The sequence below is a fragment of the Petrocella sp. FN5 genome (genome assembly GCF_029210395.1).
Lineage (GTDB): Bacteria > Bacillota > Clostridia > Lachnospirales > Vallitaleaceae > Petrocella.
In genome coordinates, this window is sequence record NZ_JARGDP010000006.1 from 27,674 (window position 1) to 48,255 (window position 20,582).

The 20,582-nt window shown below is 39.1% G+C and carries 18 protein-coding genes; 10 read left to right on the forward strand and 8 right to left on the reverse strand.

The genetic code is table 11. The features are described 5' to 3' along the window. The first annotated feature begins 31 nt into the window (after nt 1-31). The 4 genes from P0N36_RS03110 (at nt 32) to P0N36_RS03125 (ending at nt 5,293) form a co-directional block, all read left to right on the forward strand. The gene (locus tag P0N36_RS03110) at nt 32-1,423 is read left to right on the forward strand and encodes a hypothetical protein (protein WP_275841371.1); all 1,392 of its coding nucleotides are present in this window, start codon (nt 32-34) and stop codon (nt 1,421-1,423) included. A 9-nt stretch (nt 1,424-1,432) separates the two neighbouring features. Continuing rightward, nucleotides 1,433-2,293, forward strand: coding sequence for a hypothetical protein (locus P0N36_RS03115; protein WP_275841372.1), 861 nt, complete (start codon nt 1,433-1,435; stop codon nt 2,291-2,293). Nucleotides 2,294-2,319: 26 nt separating this feature from the next. Next, on the forward strand, nt 2,320-3,846 hold the full coding sequence (locus P0N36_RS03120) for an FGGY-family carbohydrate kinase (RefSeq protein WP_275841373.1): 1,527 nt from the start codon (nt 2,320-2,322) through the stop codon (nt 3,844-3,846). A 157-nt stretch (nt 3,847-4,003) separates the two neighbouring features. Next, the gene (locus tag P0N36_RS03125) at nt 4,004-5,293 is read left to right on the forward strand and encodes a UDP-N-acetylglucosamine 1-carboxyvinyltransferase (RefSeq protein ID WP_275841374.1); all 1,290 of its coding nucleotides are present in this window, start codon (nt 4,004-4,006) and stop codon (nt 5,291-5,293) included. A 172-nt stretch (nt 5,294-5,465) separates the two neighbouring features. Here the strand turns inward: P0N36_RS03125 and P0N36_RS03130 are convergent, their stop codons facing one another. The 3 genes from P0N36_RS03130 to pflB form a co-directional block, all read right to left on the reverse strand. Then, nucleotides 5,466-5,636, reverse strand: a complete 171-nt coding sequence (locus P0N36_RS03130; RefSeq protein WP_275841375.1) for a DUF362 domain-containing protein — start codon at nt 5,634-5,636, stop codon at nt 5,466-5,468. 111 nt (nt 5,637-5,747) lie between these two features. Then, a complete protein-coding gene (gene pflA / locus P0N36_RS03135; protein ID WP_275841376.1) occupies nt 5,748-6,482 on the reverse strand; it encodes a pyruvate formate-lyase-activating protein in 735 nt (244 codons plus the stop codon). A gap of 26 nt (nt 6,483-6,508) precedes the next feature. Continuing rightward, entirely contained in the window at nt 6,509-8,740 is a 2,232-nt protein-coding gene (pflB, locus tag P0N36_RS03140; RefSeq protein WP_275841377.1) for a formate C-acetyltransferase, read from the reverse strand. A 243-nt stretch (nt 8,741-8,983) separates the two neighbouring features. Between pflB and P0N36_RS03145 the strand changes: the two genes are divergently transcribed. Further along, the gene (locus P0N36_RS03145) at nt 8,984-9,685 is read left to right on the forward strand and encodes a GntR family transcriptional regulator (protein ID WP_275841378.1); all 702 of its coding nucleotides are present in this window, start codon (nt 8,984-8,986) and stop codon (nt 9,683-9,685) included. Here the strand turns inward: P0N36_RS03145 and P0N36_RS03150 are convergent. Further along, the gene (locus tag P0N36_RS03150) at nt 9,682-10,071 is read right to left on the reverse strand and encodes a bacteriohemerythrin (protein WP_275841379.1); all 390 of its coding nucleotides are present in this window, start codon (nt 10,069-10,071) and stop codon (nt 9,682-9,684) included. The genes P0N36_RS03145 and P0N36_RS03150 overlap by 4 nt on opposite strands. 166 nt (nt 10,072-10,237) lie before the next feature. Between P0N36_RS03150 and P0N36_RS03155 the strand changes: the two genes are divergently transcribed. Further along, nucleotides 10,238-10,927 carry a Crp/Fnr family transcriptional regulator gene (locus P0N36_RS03155; protein ID WP_275841380.1) on the forward strand — a complete coding sequence of 230 codons (690 nt, stop codon included), beginning with the start codon at nt 10,238-10,240 and terminating at the stop codon, nt 10,925-10,927. A gap of 4 nt (nt 10,928-10,931) precedes the next feature. Here the strand turns inward: P0N36_RS03155 and hydG are convergent, their stop codons facing one another. From hydG to P0N36_RS03175, 4 genes are read right to left on the reverse strand one after another with little or no spacing between them, the layout of a single operon-like run. Next, entirely contained in the window at nt 10,932-12,308 is a 1,377-nt protein-coding gene (gene hydG, locus P0N36_RS03160) for a [FeFe] hydrogenase H-cluster radical SAM maturase HydG (RefSeq protein ID WP_275841381.1), read from the reverse strand. Between the two features lie 20 nt (nt 12,309-12,328). Further along, nucleotides 12,329-12,589 (reverse strand): TM1266 family iron-only hydrogenase system putative regulator, encoded by a 261-nt coding sequence (locus tag P0N36_RS03165; RefSeq protein ID WP_330683937.1) that lies wholly within the window; start codon nt 12,587-12,589, stop codon nt 12,329-12,331. Nucleotide 12,590: 1 nt separating this feature from the next. After that, the gene (gene hydF, locus P0N36_RS03170; protein ID WP_275841382.1) at nt 12,591-13,826 is read right to left on the reverse strand and encodes a [FeFe] hydrogenase H-cluster maturation GTPase HydF; all 1,236 of its coding nucleotides are present in this window, start codon (nt 13,824-13,826) and stop codon (nt 12,591-12,593) included. A gap of 10 nt (nt 13,827-13,836) precedes the next feature. Continuing rightward, nucleotides 13,837-15,237 (reverse strand): aspartate ammonia-lyase, encoded by a 1,401-nt coding sequence (locus P0N36_RS03175; RefSeq protein ID WP_275841383.1) that lies wholly within the window; start codon nt 15,235-15,237, stop codon nt 13,837-13,839. Nucleotides 15,238-15,556: 319 nt separating this feature from the next. On the opposite strand from P0N36_RS03175, the gene P0N36_RS03180 reads away from it, so the two are divergent. The 4 genes from P0N36_RS03180 to P0N36_RS03195 all read left to right on the forward strand — a co-directional run bounded on the left by P0N36_RS03180 (nt 15,557) and on the right by P0N36_RS03195 (nt 20,379). Then, nucleotides 15,557-16,774, forward strand: a complete 1,218-nt coding sequence (locus P0N36_RS03180; RefSeq protein WP_275841384.1) for a sensor histidine kinase — start codon at nt 15,557-15,559, stop codon at nt 16,772-16,774. Continuing rightward, nucleotides 16,767-17,456: a response regulator transcription factor gene (locus tag P0N36_RS03185; protein WP_275841385.1), complete on the forward strand. Its 690-nt coding sequence runs from the start codon at nt 16,767-16,769 to the stop codon at nt 17,454-17,456. Before P0N36_RS03180 ends, P0N36_RS03185 begins: the two co-directional genes overlap by 8 nt. A 92-nt stretch (nt 17,457-17,548) precedes the next feature. Continuing rightward, nucleotides 17,549-18,748: a threonine ammonia-lyase gene (gene ilvA / locus P0N36_RS03190; protein ID WP_275841386.1), complete on the forward strand. Its 1,200-nt coding sequence runs from the start codon at nt 17,549-17,551 to the stop codon at nt 18,746-18,748. Between the two features lie 446 nt (nt 18,749-19,194). Beyond that, on the forward strand, nt 19,195-20,379 hold the full coding sequence (locus P0N36_RS03195; RefSeq protein ID WP_275841387.1) for an ABC transporter substrate-binding protein: 1,185 nt from the start codon (nt 19,195-19,197) through the stop codon (nt 20,377-20,379). Nucleotides 20,380-20,582 lie beyond the last annotated feature (203 nt).

Sequence of the window (20,582 nt, forward strand, 5' to 3'; positions counted from 1 at the left end):
AAAGCACTGTAAGGATACTTTCGAGGTTATAATGATGAAAGCAGCCGTAAGCACCATCAAAATTGTAATACTAATAACACTAATTGTCATCAGTGTTTATCAGACAAGTAGGTTATGGTTTGACGATCAATCAGACCCTAACCTTTTTTATCGCGTTTTCTCATCCTCCACTATAGAAAATCTGGAGGCTGTGAGAGATGCCGGTAATATGATAACACCCAAGCAATTAGGTGTCTATCTAGGTCAACCCAATCTTGAATATACGATTGTAAAAAAAGGGATCCCCCATTATGAAACCCTTAGAAGTGAGTCTATCAAGATCTTAATAATGGGCCTTGATAAAGATTATTATGTTGGTGTTGTAGAAAACAAAGAGTTGCTTTGGAGTAATCAGCATACCAGCATACATATGGATTTTCCTTTGGAACAGGCAATTTTTGCCAGAAACTTAGGGATCTCCCAAAAAGCTCTTGAAGGGATTGGGTCCGTGGACACAATCTTGATTATGCCGGCTTTTAGAAATGAAATATGGCTAAATATTTTCTTGGAAGACCCTTCAACAGGTCTGTATCATCACTATCAAGTCCCCAAATCGGAGGTTGTAATCGCCAATGATTCCTTGGCATATCAGTTGTCTAATGTCGTAGCAAATGGCAGTAGGACATCTTTTATTTCCACACTTAAGAACAATATACCTTATTATAGTAAACATCTTTTATTACCCTTGCCATCAGAAGATAACCGCTACCATGATCCGATTTTCACGAGGATTCCTTTTGTGTCGGATGCTGCGGTTAATGTCTCAGAGTTAGATGGTTACGTAAGTCTATTTTTTGATAACCCGGATATTATGAAAGCAATCCCACTTGAGAATGAGGTTCGCTATGTAGATGGGAATGTCGTGGTTCGTTATAACACAGAAGGTTTAGTTGAGTATAATCGTATAGTCAAGGAAAATGCCGGATCAACCAGTTTGACCCTTGCCCTAACGGTAGCCAACCAATTTATTGAGCAAGATATTCAAAGAATGCCTACAGAATATTTTTTGAAAACCTATTTGCAAGAGGCTCAAAGAACGGTTTTCTACTATGATATTGGTTTTAATGATTATCCTTTTGTTTTAACAGAAGAAGTCAAACAGAAATATGGCATGTCACATGCCATTGAAGTTACTGTTAGCGGCGATAAAGTCATTAAATACAGAAGAATATTAAGGAAAATTGATGATATGAATCCTCAAAACAAGACCCTTCAAGCGAAGTACGAAAATGTTCTTGACAAAGTCATCCTTGAAGCAGGCACCTTGGATGTTGAGATTGAAGAAATGTATCTTGGGTACAGTTGGAATAGGGATATGATGGAAATGTCACTTAATTGGGTTGTTCAATATGACGGTAGCCCTCACTTTTATCCTGTGGAATGAGGTGTTTCTATGAATATGCAAAAAATGTTGAATGGCTTTATCATCATTTTCTTGGTGATCAATGTCGGTTTGTTTTTATTTATCTATCAAAGAGAAAACACCAGATATACGCTTTCAAGCGAACGTGTCATTCAACTTGAGAACATTCTTGAGAAAAACAATATATATTTGTTAGACCATTTACCGAATTTTTACCCTAAAAGTAGACTGAGAGTGTCGATGCCTATAGACATGGAGAAAGAGTTGGTGGAAGGCTTTTTTCTAGATGAAGCGGTCCGGTTTATAATCTCAGCGAATGCACACACCCATGAGACATCAAGAGAGCGCCTTACCTTTGATCAAGTGAATGAGAAGGGTAGAGTTTTTTATGGAAGTAGTGAACCCACTTTTGTACCTAAAAATTTATTGGACCATGAAAAAATCAAAACGGCTTCTCAGTTTGTGAAAGAAATGACTCAAAGCAAGGGGAAGTTCGAGTTGACAGATCAACGAGATGGAGATGATTTTTCCATCTATTACTATAATGAACGATTTTTAGGAGAGCTTATTTTTTCTAATGAAACGGTTGTACGTATTGAAAAAGAAGGTATTACAGAAGCCAGAGCTATTAGGTATGTGCCTCAAGGTTTTGTTGGTAGTCCTCTTGAAATATTCCCGGCAGACGAGGCTTTATATAAGTTTATGAATTATATTAGAGCATTTGAAGAAACAAGCATTATGATTACAGACTTGGATCTTGGCTATGCAATTGGTCAGAGCACTTTAGAGAATGTTATATGGATAGAAATTGAACCTTATTATAGAATTAAGCTGAGTACGGGCCAAACCTATTTTATCAATGCTTACACGAATGAAATATATAGGCCTTAAGTAATACCTGAAGAGGTGGTTTTGATATGTATGTACTTGCTATAGATTGTGGCACACAAAGTTTGAAGGCGGTAGTTTTTGACAAAACAGGCAAAACCATAGCGGTTCAACGCGTTGGATTTGAGCCTTACTATGCCAATATGCCTGGTTATGCAGAACAAGATCCAAAAATATATTATAAAAGCCTTTGTAAAGCAACAAGAAATTTGATAGAAGCTCATCCTATTTTATTCGATGCAATTGGAGCAGTTACTGTGACCACACAACGAGATATGGCTATTTGTGTGGATAAGCAGGGGGTTGCTCTAAGATCGGCTATTATTTGGGCAGACCAACGGATGATCAAGGTGCCAAGAAAGATGGCACTTCATCATCGTTTAGCATTTTCTGTTATAGGCATGAAACCTACGACAGAAATTCTAAGTCGAAGTTGTAAGGCACATTGGATACAAGATCATGAGCCCAAGATATGGGAAAAAACTTATAAATACCTCCAGTTGTCAGGGTACTTAAACCATAAATTGACGGGCCTTTTTTTAGACTCAGTAGCCAGTCAAATAGGTCATATTCCCTTCAGTTACAAGCATTTTCGTTGGGAGAAAAAGAAGAGTCTTAAGCATGACATTTTTCATATTGAAGATGATAAACTATGCACCTTAGTTCAGTCATCAGAGACGATAGGCAGATTAACGGATAAGGCAGCTGAGGAAACAGGACTGAGACCTAATCTTATAGTTATTGCTGCCGGTTCGGATAAGGGGTGTGAAACCCTTGGCGTAGGTTGTATGGATAACGAAAGCATATCCATATCCTTGGGCTCTCAAGCGAGTGTCCAAACGACAACAAGTAAGTATTATGAGGCACTTACTTTTATACCGCCTTTTCAAGCGGTTATACCCGGCTATTACAATCCTGAAGTACAGATCTATAGAGGTTATTGGATGATTTCATGGTTTAAGAAAGAGTTTGCAGCAAAAGAAGTGAAGTTAGCCGAGAAACTAGGAATCTCGCCGGAAGCGTTATTAGAGAAGGCTTTAGTAAAGATTCCACCTGGTTCAGATGGGTTGATTTTACAACCTTATTGGGGCGCAGGCGTGAAGATGCATGATGCCAAGGGGGCGATTTTGGGATTTTCAGATGACCATACCCGTTTACATATCTATCGTGCTATAATTGAAGGGATTGGTTTTGCTCTTTTTGAAGGTATGCAACGTATTGAGAAAAAATCGAGAATCAAGGTTAGAAAAATCATGGTCTCAGGTGGCGGTTCACAAAGTGATGCCATATGCCAGATTACTGCCAATATCTTTAATCTTCCGGTTAATAGAGTCCAGACATATGAAACTTCAGCCCTTGGAGCTGCCATAGCCGGTTTTGTAGGATTGAAGGTTTACGCTGATTATGAGGAAGCAATACTACATATGGTCCATAATCAAGATGCCTTTCTACCTCAAAAAGATCAAGTTGACCTATACGAAAGAATTTATCATAGAATCTATAAAAAAATCTACAAAAGGGTCAAACCAATTTATAAAAGTTTTGATCAATTGTGACAAGTTCATATTCTGAACAATTTACTGCAAAACAAGAGAAATCCCTTGAAATATAGGCCTTTTACACGTTTTTTTTTACAAATGAAATAAGCTATGTTATACTATATGAGATTATAATTGAAATATTTTGAGAGCATTAATAGATAAGAGGTGTATTATGAATCAATTTTTAATAAAAGGCGGTAAGCCTCTAAGTGGGGAAGTCGCGGTAAGTGGTGCCAAAAATGCCGCTCTTGGTATATTGCCTGCAGCGTTATTATCTCGTGATATATGTAGGATTGAGAATGTACCATGTGTGAATGATATTACAGTATTACTTGAGGCCATGGAAGACCTAGGTGTTAAGATTAAGTTTGAAGACAATAACCATACAGTGATCATGGACTGTCGACATATCAAAAAGCTCACTGTGGATTATGAACATATTAAAAAAATACGGGCTTCCTATTATTTGTTAGGCGCCCTTCTAGGCGCTTATAATAAGTCAGAGGTGGCATTGCCTGGTGGTTGCAATATAGGGAGTCGTCCTATTGATCAACATATTAAAGGCTTTGAAGCCCTTGGTGCTATTGTAGATATTGAACACGGTATGATTAAGGTCAAAGCCCATAGTCTTGTAGGGGTAACTATCTATTTGGATATGGCCAGTGTAGGTGCTACCATCAACATCATGATGGCAGCGGTAATGGCAGAAGGTGTTACGCAGATTGAAAACCCTGCTAAAGAGCCACATATCGTTGATGTTGCTAACTTTTTAAACAGTATGGGTGCGAATATAAAAGGTGCCGGTACAGATGTTATTAAGATTACCGGTGTTAAAAGAATGCACGGTACGGAGTACATGATTATCCCGGATCAGATTGAAGCAGGTACCTATATGGTTGCAAGTGCCATAACAGGTGGGGATGTCACGGTTACCAACTTGATTCCAAAACATATGGAAGCGGTTGTAGCTAAGCTTCATGAAATGGGCGTCGGTGTAGAAGAGTACGATGACGCTATTCGGGTCTACAAGAAAGAAAAGTTGAAAAACATACAAGTCAAGACTTTACCTTATCCAGGGTTTCCGACAGATATGCAACCCCAATTTACTGCTTTGCTATCGATTGCAGAAGGTACAAGTATTATGACGGAAAGCATATTCGAAAACAGATTCACTTATACCAGTGATTTGTCTAGAATGGGTGCATCCATTAAGGTAGAGGGAAACACAGCCATTGTGACAGGTGCAGCCGAGTTGACTGGAGCGGAAGTCAATGCGCCGGACCTTAGAGCGGGCGCTGCTTTGGTCTTAGCCGGCCTTGCTGCAAAAGGTGAAACATTGATCAATAACATTCAGTATATTGATAGGGGTTACGAGCATTTTGAAGATAAGCTTAGAGGCCTCGGTGGTGAGATTTATCGAATCACTGAAAAAACCAGTAAAGAAGCTTTTAAAGTAATTTAAGATAAAAAGTCTCCTTTTCATCTGCGGTAGATTAGGCTGGTTTACTAGACAAGAACTTAGAAATCATCTGGGAAAGTGTAGTTTGACACTTAACCCAATATATAAAAAAAGAACAAGTTGACTGACAATCAACTTGTTCTTTTTGCAGTTTTTGATTAGAAAACCGTGTGACTTATAGCGGTTTTGGAGAATCTACCGGACAAACGTCAGCACAAGCGCCACAGTCGATACATTCGTCAGCGTCGATAACATAAATGCCATCGCCTTCAGTAATGCAGTTTACTGGACACTCAGATTCACAAGCGCCACATGAGATACAATCATCATTAATAAAATATGCCATTTCAAGCACCTCCATATTAGTTGTGAGTATATGCAAATATTACATGGTTACTCATTCTAGACTTACCACCTTATTGTAAACCAAATGCTTCTTTGTGTAAAGACTTTTATGTTAAGCTGTGACTACATTTAGGTTATGTTTCTTTAATATTGCCATGGCCTCAATCATTTGTATTTTGGTGGGTTCATCAAAATCATGGAGTCGGTAAGTTTCGCCAAGTGCCTCCCATTTGTATTCGCCCATTTTGTGAAAAGGTAATATTTCTATTTTTTCAATATTATCATATTGACTTAAGTGCAGGGCCAAAGCTTCTATGGCTTCAGGTTGATCCGTAAGGCCCGGTACCAACACATAGCGAATCCAGACAGGTTTGTCTAAATCGCCAAGATAGTGTAAAAAATCCAAAGTAGGTTGTAGTTTGGCCCCGGTAATAAATTCATATTGCTTAGGGTCAGAATGCTTGACATCCAGTAAAACCAGATCCACCGCATCGATGACTTTTTTGGCAGAATCATTAAATACATAACCGGAAGTGTCAATGGCGGTATGGATACCCTCATCTTTACAGGCCATAATCAGTTCATATACAAATTCAACCTGAAGCAAAGGTTCACCTCCGGTTATGGTAACACCACCATTTGAAAAACGCATAAAAGATTTGTATTTAACAATCTCCTTCATGAGACTTTCTACTATCATATCTGTTCCGGCACCAATCTTCCAGGTATCAGGGTTGTGGCAGTATTGGCAGCGCAGGGGGCATCCTTGAAGAAACAGAACAAATCGGATGCCGGGGCCGTCAACCGTGCCACAGCTTTCTATAGAGTGTATTTTACCGTGTTTCAATGTGATCGACCTCCTAGTTTCATTATTTATGCTCGCTCGTGGAAGGTTCTGTGAATAACATCAAGTTGTTGTTCGCGTGTAAGCTTGACAAAATTAACGGCATAACCGGAAACGCGTATGGTTAATTGAGGATAGGCTTCAGGATGCTCCATAGCATCAATAAGCGTTTCTTTGTCAAATACATTTACATTAATATGATGTCCACCGTCATAGAAATAACCGTCTAGCATACCCACCAGATTATTGACCTGTTGCGTCTTGTCTTTACCAAGAGCCCTTGGTACGATGGAGAAAGTGTAGCTAATGCCATCTTCTGCTTGATCGTATGGTAACTTAGCCACAGAAGACATGGAAGCTATGGCGCCATGGTGATCGCGCCCATGCATAGGGTTGGCTCCGGGGGCAAAGGGCTCACCGGCTTTTCGACCATCTGGGGTTGAGCCGGTCATCTTACCATAAACCACATTGGAGGTAATGGTAAGAATGGACATGGTCGGCGTGGAATCTCTATATGTTTTGTGCCGTCTTAACTTAGTCATAAACTGCTCAACCACATCTTTGGCGATTTGATCAACAGCATCATCATTGTTTCCAAAAGCCGGATAGCTGTCGGGCTTAACTTCATAATCGATTGCAAGGCCATCGGCATTACGTATGATTTTTACTTTAGAATGCTTAATTGCTGAAAGGGAATCGGCGACAACAGATAAGCCTGCAATACCACAAGCAGACGTACGATGGACATCACGGTCATGTAGAGCCAGTTGAAGCTTTTCATAAGCATATTTATCATGCATATAATGGATAATGTTCAAAGTGTTAATATAGAGTTGAGACAGCCAGTCCATTACCATATCAAACCTGGGCATGACTTCTTCATAGGTCAGTTCATCGCCAGTGATGGGTGCAAAAATAGGTGCAATCTGTAAGCCTGTTTTCTCATCTTTACCACCATTAATAGCATAAAGCAAAGCCTTCGCCAAGTTGGCACGTGCACCAAAAAATTGCATTTGTTTGCCAAGACGCATAGCGGATACACAGCAAGCAATACCGTAATCATCCCCATATTTTGGTCGCATGAGATCATCGTTTTCATATTGGATGGAACTGGTATCTATGGATACTTTGCTGACATACTTCTTAAAGGCTTCTGGAAGTCGATTGGACCACAAGATGGTCAAATTAGGTTCCGGTGCAGCGCCTAAGGTATATAGGGTGTTAAGCATGCGGTAAGAGGTCTTAGAAACCAAGGTGCGACCATCTACACCAACACCGCCAATGACTTCCGTCACCCATGTGGGATCCCCGGAAAAAAGTTCGTTATAGGCAGGTGTTCTAAGAAAACGAACCATTCTAAGTTTCATAACAAAATGGTCGATAAGTTCTTGGGCATCTTTTTCATTGAGAAGGCCATTCTTAAGATCTTGCTCAATATAGATATCAAAGAAGGTTGAAACCCTTCCAAGACTCATAGCAGCACCATCTTGCTCTTTTATTGCCGCTAAATAAGCAAAGTATGTCCATTGTATCGCTTCCTTAGATGTCGTTGCAGGTTGGCTGATGTCAAAGCCATAGGTCTTTGCCATTTCCCTTACAGCGCTAAGAGCACGTATTTGTTCAGAGAGTTCTTCTCGAAGTTTGATAACAGAAGCATCCATGTAATCCATTTCAAGTTCTTTTTTCTCTTTGTGTTTTATTTGAATGAGAAAATCAATGCCATAGAGGGCAACACGACGATAGTCACCAATAATTCGACCTCTGCCATAGGCATCAGGAAGTCCGGTGATAATACCAGAACGTCTGGCATCCCGCATTGCTTCTGTGTAAGCATCAAATACCCCTGCATTATGGGTTTTCCTATATTCTGTAAAGATTTTTTCAGTTTCAGGGTCCAGCTCATAGCCATAGGCGGTCAAAGCATCCTTGACAACTTTAACCCCGCCATAAGGCATGATGCCTCTTTTTAAGGGATGATCAGTTTGGAAACCGACAATGGTTTCTAGAGACGGATCAATGTAGCCGGGGCCGTGTGATGTGATGGAAGAGGGTATTTTACTCTCAGCATCCAGAATACCTTTACTGGATTCTTCTGCAAAGAGTACCATGACTTTTTGCCAAAGTTGGTTGGTGGTGTCTGTAGGACCGACCAAAAACTTCTCATCACCTTCATAAGGTATGTGGTTATGCTGTATAAAATCACGAACATCCACGGATGTTTGCCATGTTCCTTTTTTAAAATTTTTCCAAGCTTGATTCATATTATACCTCCTGAGGGTCAGTTGGAATTATTATGGTTGATTAAAGTGTACCATAAAATGTTATATATTTATAGGAATAGAAAATGAGTCCCATAATCATTATATATGTATACTGTATACACGTCAAGTATTTTTACTCTTTTACTGAAGGTTGTGTTACTACCTTTAGAAATTATTTGTAAACAAGTGTTTTTTTTGATAGTATAACCATTATACACTTATTAACGATGGGAGAATGAGGAAATGGCAATCTACCAAGATGTGAAAAAAGAATTAATCCATAGAATTCATGAAGGTGATTATAAAGCAGGGGAGAAGATACCTTCTGAAAGAGATTTGAGTCTTGTATTCAAAGTGAGTCGGATGACCATTAGACAGGCTTTATCAGAGCTTGTAGCGGAAGGTGTTTTGTACAAATCCATGGGACGTGGCACATTTGTGTCTTCACCCAGTCTATATCAGGAGAATTTGAAAAGTTTCACTCAGACACTGATTGGTCAAGGGATGGTTCCTTCAACAAAAGTGATTGAGATTGCCACAATCTCACAAGTAAAAAAAATCAGCCAATGGCTGAATGTGGATCCAATGGATTCTTATTATAAGGTTAAACGGTTAAGACTAGGGGATGGTGTACCCATCGCCCTAGAAACCATATACATACCAAAAAAATATGCAGAAGGCATTCATAAACATGATTTGACGTCTTCATTATATAAGATACTTGAAAAAAAATATGGATATGACTTGACCCATATTACTTGCGATATTGAAGCCAATATCTCAAGTAGAATTATTATGGAGGCCATGGGATTAAATAAGCAAACAGCGCTCTTGAAAATAACAGGTATTACTTACGCCCAAAATGACCTAAAATTATTCTATGAAGAATCGTATTATAGATCACAACTTTATAAGTATCATGTGGATATATTAAATAGACCTTAGAGAAAGTCAATGTATTTTCGGTCAGTCTTTTGTATATGATGAATGAGCCAATCACTTAGAAAAAGGAATATTTCTTCATTGAGTTCCGAAGTTTGCTCGGATATAGCGTCTTTGAATTTGGTCACATCTTCTACGAATTTTTTGTGTTCTTTTACATGTTCTTCATAGTTTGGATAATTGGCTGCTCTCATTAGCTTTTCTTCTTCTGTAAAATGAAAAATAGAATAGACCTTTAGTTCACTAATGAGTTTGATGGTATTTTCCACAGGTGCTTGGGAAATAATCAAGTCGTAAGCATCATTAAAGAGTTTTAATAGATTTTTGTGGTGGTCGTCCAAAACAGGGTTCTGAACACTATAATCCATTGACCAAGTATAATTTAGCATAATATCATCCTTTCAAGTTGTATGATTGTTGAGCTCTTATATTATATCATTTTTTTAGTGTTTTGTACCTACTATTTCCTATGTTATAATGATTCTTCAAGATGATTGAACGAAGCTTCAGCACATTGAAGAATCACTATAACACATAATCAAGAAGGGTGATACGATGAAAAAAGAACAGATTATTGAGGTACTTAGCGGGGTCAACCTCTTTAGGACCATGACACCGGATTGTATTTTGCTTAATATGAACAAAATGAATTATCAAGTAAAAAACTATGACAAGAACGAAGTCATTGCCAGGGAAGGGGAGGATTGTAACCAAATTGGGATTGTTCTTTCAGGAAATCTAGAACTGAGAAAAGAGTTTCCGGCTGGACATTACATGACGTTGACTTACTTGGAAAGCGGTCATATTTTCGGAGAAGTCATTGTTTTTTCAAATGTATCTAAGTATCCTGCCACGATTATCACGACCATTAAAACAGAAGTTTTGTATATTAATAGGCAAGATGTTTTGCAACTAATGGAGGGGTGTGAATCCATTCTCAAAAATTTTGTATCTGTCATTTCAAATAAAGTTGTTATGCTAAATAAGAAGACATCTATATTGTCTTTTAAAACCATAGAGGAAAAAGTGGCCAGTTATATCTTGGAAGAGTATAAGGCTAGGCGACAGATGACTTTTAATATACCTCTTAGTAGGAAGGAGTTGGCAGGCTACTTGAATGTGCCAAGACCATCCTTGTCTAGGACCATGGGGAAAATGAAGACGGAAGGGATTATAGACTTTTATCAGAATACAGTTAAGATACTGGATCTTCAAGCTTTGGAAGATTGTCTTTTCAAAATCTAAAATCTTAGAAGAAAAGGTCTCTCTCACCTTTTTCAATGGCTTTTAGACGCAAAAGGGTTGTTTGCTTCATCTTTTCACTGGGAATTCGATCGATGTGGATTTTAATTGTAGCTTCACCAAGTGTCTTTAGATCCTCATCTGCATAATCTTCTAGGTACTCTTTTAAAGTAAGCAAGGCATTGGGTTGACATAGATTATGAATCTGGCCGCTTTTTGCAACTTGCATGAATCGATCACCGGTCCTACCGGCACGGTAGCAAGCCGTACAGTAACTTGGCAAGAAGCCTTTTTCCAGTAAGGACTTTATAATCTCATGTTGCGGACGCTCATCGGCAAGTTGAAACTGACTTGCCATTTTTTCTTCATCCGTATAACCACCCACATCGGTTTTGGAACCGGCACTGATTTGAGAAACGCCGATATGAATGACTTCTTCTCTAAAGCTAGCCTCTTCTCTTGTTGAGAGTATGATGCCGGTGTAGGGAACGGCCAGTCTGATTATAGCCACCAAACGTTTAAATGCTTCATCATCAACAGCGTGTGGGTAAGCTTCAACCGCTACATCCATGGCTTTTTTGATGCGTGGTACAGACATGGTATGGGGTCCAACACCGAAGACTTCTTCCAGGTGTTCTTTGTGCATCATCATCCCTAGTAGTTCATATTTGTAATCATAGAGTCCGAAAAGAGCACCAATACCCACATCATCAATACCACCTTCCATAGCACGATCCATAGCGGTCAGATGGTATTCGTAATTGGATTTTGGTCCTTTTGGATGGTATTTTTTATAAGTGGGTCGATGATACGTTTCTTGAAATAGGATGTAAGTACCGATATCGGCTGCTTTGAGTCGCTTGTAATTTTCTACGGTTGTTGCAGCCACATTAACGTTGATACGTCTTATGGCCCCATTGTCACTTTTGGTCTTATAGATGACATCCATAGCGTGAAGCACGTAGTCCAAATCACAGTTGATGGGATCTTCCCCAGCTTCTAGTGCGATACGTTTGTGGCCCATAGCTTCGATTTTCAGGGCTTCCCTTGCAATTTCCTGATCGGTCAACTTACGTCTTGCTATGGTGTTGCTTTGTTTATAACCACAATAAGTGCAGCCATTGACGCAATAGTTAGAGATATACAAAGGTGCAAACATAACGATGCGATCACCGTAGATGGTGTTTTTTATGTGGTTGGCACAAGCGAACATCTCATTTAACAGTTCTTGGTCTTCAAACTGTAAGAGGGCAGCGACATCCTCTAGGCTCAAACCGACACAGGTTTTGGCTTTTTCTATGATGGCACGTATGTCTTCTTTACTATGTTTGTAACCCGCTTCTAATAATGTCCTTATTTTTTGGTCATCTATAAAATTCTGCATTTGTAATCCTCCATTTTATGTTATTTATTGTCTTTCTTTGATAGTGCGCTTTTGACGTTGACGCCTTTTAGGGCGCCGAGTTGGCCGGTTAGGCTTCCAATTTGATCGGTTGTCCCATCGACGACAACAGAAATAATACTGATCTTACGCCCATTGATATTGGGTAGTCCCATTCGACCGACGATGATCTGATTGTGGTCATGTAAGACTTGATTAATGCGATGTACATCACCGTCTTTTTCTATTACGATACCTACAACGCCAATTCGATTTTCTATCATGCTAATTCACCTCATCCCATATCATTTTTGCAAGTGGAAAGGGTTCCAGTGCTCTGTCAAGAATGCCGTGTACATAGGCAATCATAACGCCGTAATTGACAATTGGGACTTGAAGGGTTTCTACTGTTTCAAGCCGATGGGCCATGGCTTTTTTGTTGAGCATGCAGGCACCACAGTGGATAATCAAGGCATAATCTTTAGCAGAATCTGTAAAACTTACACCGGATACATAATCAAAATGCAATTGTTTACCGGTGAGTTGTTTGAGCCATCTCGGGATTTTGACACTACCGATATCGTCGGACTGTCTATGATGGGTACAGCCTTCTGAGATGAGCACTTTATCACCATCTTTTAGGGCTTCTATGGCTTTTGCACCTTTAACAAGTTGTAGGAGGTCACCCTTGTGTCTGGCAAAAAGAATGGAAAAAGAAGTCATGAGAATATCCTTTGGGGTATCGGCTGCAACCTTTAAAAAGGCCTGTGAGTCAGTGATGACCAGTTGGGGTTTGGTACCCAGTCGATCTAAAGTCTCTCTAAGTTCATGCTCTTTACAGACAATGGCTATGGCATCACTTTCTAGTATATCTCTTATGGTTTGTTGTTGGGGTAAGATGAGGCGTCCTTTGGGCGCGGCTTTATCTATAGGGGTGACCAAGACAACAAAGTCACCTGGATGAACCAAATCACCGACAATTCTGAAAGCATCTTCGTCAAGAGGCAGTGCTTGACTCATAGCTATTTTTAGTTCTTTGATCCCTTCTTTAGTTACGCTTGATACAGGATAGATAGGGATGCCTAAGTCTTTTGACAAGGCTTCTTGCCTAGAAACATCCAAGGCAGTAAGGTCCATTTTGTTAATCACACCGATTAAGGGAACTTTTTTATTATGAATGGTTTCAATAAGTTTTTTTTCAAATTCAAAAGAAGATTGGAGGCCGTCGATCACGAGAACGGCCAGGTCGGTTTTATTGAGCACCTCCAATGTTTTTTGTTTTCTCAAAGTACCAAGCCCAGTAGTGTCGTTAAGTCCGGCGGTATCAATGAGCATGACCGGTCCTAAGGGAAGAAGTTCCATTGCTTTATAAACAGGATCCGTTGTTGTACCCCTTACCTCGGAGACCAAAGCGATGTCTTGCTGGGTAACGGCATTGATTAGACTGGACTTGCCGGCATTGGTTTGCCCGAAAAAAGCAATATGTATGCGGTTGGATTGGGGTGTTTGATTAAGGCTCATACGATTCTCCTTATGACTTGCCGGGAATACCCGGTTTGGTCACTTGTCTAGGGTTTAGAATAAGATCTACTGTAGCTTCAGGCAATACTTGGTGTTTTATTAGATAATTTCTAAGGGTTATGTCTTCATCTTTTGCTGCTTGTGTTATGGTTGCGGTTTGTTCGTACCCAAGGTGATGGATTAAGGCGGCACTAAGAGCGGTAGATTTTTCCAAGTGATGCCTGCAGTTATCCTCATTAGCGGTTAAGGTCTGAATGCATAATTGGTCAAAGGCATCCACACTTCGTATAAGTAAGTCCAGTGATTCAATAAGAGCATCGGCAATTAAGGGTGTAAAGGCGTTAAGCTCTAATTGTCCCAAATAAGAAGCTTGTGTTATTACGGCATCGTTACCGATGACCTTTAGGCTTGCTTGGAGAACAGATTCACAGATGACGGGATTGACCTTGCCGGGCATAATAGATGAACCGGCTTGTAAGGGTTTCATGCTTATTTCGTCTAGTCCGCCGGTAGGACCGGAAGCCATTAATCTTAAGTCACTGCTTATTTTTATCAAATTTGTAGCACAGGCTTTTAGAAAACCGGAAACCTCTACAAAAACATCCATATTCTGGTAGGTGTCCATGAGAAGGTCACTGCGTGCAATGCCAAGACCGGTTAAGTCTCTAAGTAGGTCGGTTACCATATAAATATAAGGCATGGTTGCGTTAAGTCCGGTGCCAACCGCTGTACCACCGATGCCGACTTCACGAAGCCTTTCTTCAACTTTATATATGCGCCATCGGTCTCTTGAGATGGCTTTGGCATAGGCAGCAAATTCTTGGCCAAGGGTGATGGGTAAAGCATCCATGAGCTGAGTGCGTCCCAGTTTTAATACATAAGAAAATTCCTGTTCTTTTACTTGTAGATTTTCCTGTAAAGTCGCCAAATGGCCAGCAAGGATTCTGACTTTATAGATGGCAGTTATTCTTAAAGCGGTCGGGTATACATCATTGGTAGATTGGGATAGATTTACGTGGTCAATGGGGTGAATGATGTTGTAATCGCCCTTAGGATGACCCATCTGTTCTAGAGCAACATTTGCAATGACTTCATTCACATTCATGTTTGTGGAGGTGCCAGCACCGCCTTGTAAGGCGTCCGTCACAAGATGATCATCATAATCACCGGACATAATCTGGTCACAAGCAGCTATGATACTATTTGCAATCTTGGAATTAAGTGCCCCGGTTTGTTTGTTGGCCATGGCACAGGCTTTTTTTACAAGCACCAGATTACGCACTAAATCCATATGAACCGGGCGACCTGCCAGTGAAAAATTATGAAGAGCCCGTTTGGTATGTATGCCATAGTAGGCATCTGAATGAATAAACATGGAGCCTAACTGGTCTTTTTCTGTTCGAAAATCCATAATGACCTACTTTCAAAAAAATTAAGATTATAGAGTAAAAAAAGGTATAAGAAAACCCAACCCTGCTGTGTCATGGATACCCACTTCACATAGTGACTGGAAATACTTGAATTCCTTGCTCTTAGACGCATCCTTGAGTTTAGAAAATGAATTTACTATCATTGTAAAAGATTTCTAAGAGTTTGTCAATATTTTATCAATTCTTCAGGCGGATTTGTTTTTCTCATTTTTATAAAGCTTTTATAAGTTTTTATGAACTTATATAGAAGTACGTGTTAAAATAATAAAAAATAGGCTTAATTTTTAAGGAGGTGGCTTTGTGGCCAACAAAGAAAAAGATGGAGCAGAGCAACCGGTGAGAAAAAAACCAGAGATGCCTGTAACCAATCAGATTTTTATCAAAACGTTTATTAGAACCAATGGAAACAATACCAATACCACCGAGGAACAGCGCTTGAGGCTTAAAAAATATCTGTTATTTTTAAGACTGTTTCCATTTATTTTCTTACTTGTGACCACAGGGTTTTTCTATCTACTTTTTTTTCTATCAAGATATAATTTTCCTAGATTGATTCTGTCGGGGATTTTCATGGTTATTTTCATCCGAGAAGTCAGCACCTTAATTTTCTCTTTTAGGATGCGTAACAACATCTTACGTCCTTTAGAACACCTTCAACAGGCTGTAGATGAGGTGGCGGGTGGCAATTATGGCTATACAGTGGATGATACAGTTCCTACCATGATCAGTGGGCTTTTTCATTCTTTTAATAAAATGAGCGTACAATTAAAAGAAGGCCAAGCGGTCAAAGAAAAATATGAACAAAACCGTAAAGAGCTTATAGCCGGCATATCACATGACCTAAAAACACCCATCACATCTATTCTAGGTTATGTAGAAGGTATTAATGAAGGAGTTGCCAATACGGAAGAAAAAATGCAGACTTATATGGATATTATTTATAAAAATGCGCAGTATACCAACCAGCTTATTGATGACCTTTTTCTTTTTTCAAAGCTGGATATTAATCAAATGGAATATCATTTTGAACCTATTTCTGTTAAGGACTATTTTTTGGATATATGTGTTGAAAAGAAAATCGACTTGGAAGAACAAGGTGCAAAAGTGGTTTATGATATAGATATTGATGATGCATTTATTATGGCCATAGATTCAAAGTTGGTTCATAGAATTGTAACCAACTTAATAGGAAACGCAGTTAAGTATAATGACAAGCAAAATCTGAAATTACACATAGAAGTGAAGGCTTTAGAAGGTGAGAAGCATGGCATTATGGTACGTGTATCAGACAATGGGATTGGTATTGATGAAGCCCATATTCATCAGATTTTCGAGGTGTTTTACAGAGGTGATGATTCAAGAAGCAAGGATGTAGGTGGTACAGGACTGGGTCTTTCTATATCCAGACAATTAGTTGAAGCTCATGGCGGCAACATATGGGCAGAGAGCACACCCGGTAAGGGGACGACCATTCACTTCACACTGTTAGATCAACAAAAGGAGGTAAAGCATGGCTAAGATATTAATTATTGAAGATGATAAAAACATTGCAGGTCTTGAAAAGGATTATTTAGAAATGAACGGTTACGAGACAAAAATCGTGGCAGACGGATTAGAGGGTGTAAAGGAAGCCAGAACCAAAATGTATGACCTTATTATTATTGATGTGATGTTGCCTACAATCAATGGGTTTGATATATGTGCGATGATTCGTGATGAGTTAAGCATCCCAATGATTATTGTATCAGCACGAAATGATGATATTGATAAGATTAAAGGCTTGGGACTAGGTGCAGATGATTATATAACGAAGCCATTTAGCCCAAGTGAGCTTATAGCCAGAGTCAAAAATCAGTTGGCACGTTATGAAAGGTTCCTAAAAAGCAATGAAGATGGGGCTACCTTGGAGTATCACAACATCGTTCTTAATAAGGAAGCAAGAAAGGTGATTATTGGTGGAAAAGAGGTAGCGTTTACGGCAACAGAGTTTGATATGCTTCAGTTTTTTATGAAAAATCCGGATATCGTGCACAGCAAAACCATTCTATTTGACCGTATATGGGGTGAAGATGAGTATGGTGATATTGCAACTGTGGCGGTATATATACAGAAAATACGCAAGAAAATAGAGAAAAATCCATCCACACCAAAAATTATAGAGACAGTTTGGGGTGCTGGCTATAGGTTTAATAAGTTCTAATGCCTGTTGACAATCCATAATCATAATGTTATTTTTAATAAGGATGTTGAATTTTTATTCGACATCCTTATTCTTAGAATATGAGGTGTATTATGCAAATAGAGATGATAAAAGAGGCGGCTGACTTACTCGCAGATGTGATTAAGAAGACGCCTTTAATTTATAGCCAGGTATTTAGTGCTGAAAGCGGTAATGAAGTGTATTTAAAACCGGAAAACCTACAAATAACAGGTGCTTTCAAGATTCGCGGTGCCTATAATAAAGTTAGTCATCTGACAGAAGTGGAACGCTCATGTGGTATTGTAGCCGCATCGGCCGGTAATCATGCACAAGGTGTCGCTTTTGCAGCAAATAAACTAGGGGTGAAGGCAACCATCGTCATGCCCAGTCAGACGCCATTAATAAAAATAGAAGCAACCAGGGAATATGGTGCTGAAGTGGTGCTTTTTGGAGATTGTTATGACGATGCCCATGGGATGGCTATGGAAATTCATAATGATAAAGGCGCCACCATTGTACATCCTTTTGATGATCCTTATGTTATTGCAGGACAAGGGACGATAGGGCTTGAGATTATGAAAGACCTTGAAGATGTTGATATCGTTATCGTTCCGATTGGTGGCGGCGGTCTCATCAGTGGTATAGCCTGTGCCATTAAAGAAATCAATCCAAAGATACGCGTAATAGGGGTTGAACCCAAGGGCGCACAGACTTTGAATTATTCGATGCAAAACAACTGTGTTAGTGAACTGACTGCCGTATCTACCATAGCAGAAGGTGTAGCGGTTAAACGTCCGGGAGAATTAACATTTTCCATGGTTAAGAATTATGTGGATGAGATTGTTGTTGTTTCTGATGTTGATGTATTGGAAGCTTTTCTACTCATGGTGGAGAAAGAAAAGTTGATTGTAGAAAATGCAGGGGTTCTTTCTTTAGCGGCTTTAAAAAAGCTACCTTATAAAAATAAAAAAATAGTAAGTGTTATTAGTGGCGGTAATATTGATGTGGTAACCATTTCTGAAATGATTAACCGAGGATTAATCTCTAGAGGACGTTTGTTTTGTTTTTCGGTGGAGTTACATGACACCCCAGGTGAGTTGTTAAAGATTGCAAAAATACTGGCAGATCATAAAGCCAATGTTATTAAGCTTGAGCATAATCAGTTTAAGACCATTGACCGGTTTATGCATGTTCAATTGGAAATAACGCTAGAAACCAATGGCCATAAGCACGTTAAAGAAATCAAAAAAGCCCTTCGTGATGAAAACTATCATGTTACAGTAGTATATTAATCTGCGATCTTTTCTTCATAAAGGGATCAAGCTTGTGATAGAAATATACTCGAAAAGCCATCATATGCCTTAAAACTTATGGTCTTAACGTAAGATGGCTCTATTATTTTGGACATTATGGTTGTGACTCGATAAAAATGAATAATAGAATCATTAATCCTTCACAATATATTTTTTACATATTAAGGTAATTAAAAGAAAACTAAAAAAAATAACTATGTATTTTTAAGTAACACTCGAAAATAAGTCCAAAAATCAAGGTTTGAGCTTAAATTATACGTTGACGTTGTATAAATTCACCATTATAGCAAGATAAAGTGCAAAACCGCTTGAAAATGAAAGAAAAAGCGTGTATAATTTCATTATTGTGAAGTCATGGATTCTTTTTTAAGTGACCATGATAAAAATAGCTCAGAAGAGCAAAATAGAAAAGGGTGGAAAATTATATGAAAAAACTTTTATCATTAGCATTGGTTTTAGTCATCGTTCTTTCAACGTTCTTAACAGGATGTGCAGGCAATGATGCTGAACCAACAACACCAGATGCAACAGAAACTGAGACTGAGACAGAAGCTTCAGGTGAAGCTGTAAGACTTGGTCTTCTTGCACCAACAAGTGGCGCACTTGCACCATATGGACAAGCGGTTAAGAACTCAGTGGAACTTGCCATTCAAGAGATTAACGCAGCTGGCGGCGTAAATGGCGCTGATGTGGAATTGTTCTTCTATGACAACGAAGGTGACTCAACTAAGACCGTTAACCTATTTAACAAGTTGGTAGATGTTGATAAGATTGACGCTTTAATCGGCCCTGTTATCTCTACAACAACGCTTGCAGTGGCACCGATTGCCAATGAGCTAGGCATTCCTATGATCTCACCAACAGCAACTAACAAAGATGTAACACCAGGTCTTGATTACGTGTTTAGAGCATGCTATATTGACCCATACCAAGGTAGTGTAGTTGCAAAATTTGCAATGGAAAATCTTGAAGCAAAAACAGCAGCGGTATTTACCAATGTTGGTAGTGACTATTCAGATGGTTTAGCAAAAGCCTTTACTGAGACTTTTGAAGCAGGTGGTGGCACCATTACGGATGCAGAAGGTTATACAGATGCAGATAATGATTTCAGTGCAATCCTTACTAAAGTTAAGGCCAATGCACCGGATGTAATCTTTGTACCCGACTATTTTAATATGGTTGGTGTTGTAGCTTCTCAAGTACGTGAGCTAGGTATTGAATCAGTATTACTTGGTGGTGACGGTTGGGATGGTATCCAAAACGATTTCGCAGCCGAAGTAGAAGGTTATTTCTTTGCAAATCACTATTCAACAACAGATCCAGATCCAATTGTACAAGACTTTATCGCATCTTATGAAGCACAATTTGGTGAAACACCAAACGCACTAGGCGCACTTGCTTATGACGCAACCAATGTTATGTTAGCAGCTATTATAGCAGCGGGTAGTACAGATGCAGAAGCAGTATTAGTAGCATTAAAAGCAACAGATATGCCGGCGGTATGTGGTTATATTACATTTGATGAAAATGGTGACCCAATCAAAGACATATCCATTATAACTGTAAAAGATGGTAAGTTAGAGCTTGAGGCAAAAGTATCAGGCAACTAAGTTTTAAGTTGAATATTCAATAAACCAGTAAGATAATAAGGGGGTTATCCCCTTATTATTTTGCGTTACGGATGAATTCAACGGTTTAATGTACGAAACTGTTGGGTGCGTCCGCAAAAGCACTAATAAATAGGTTAAGGCGCCAAAACTATATAGTTGAACTTTCACATACAATATATAGTTATGAACGTATCAACGTAATC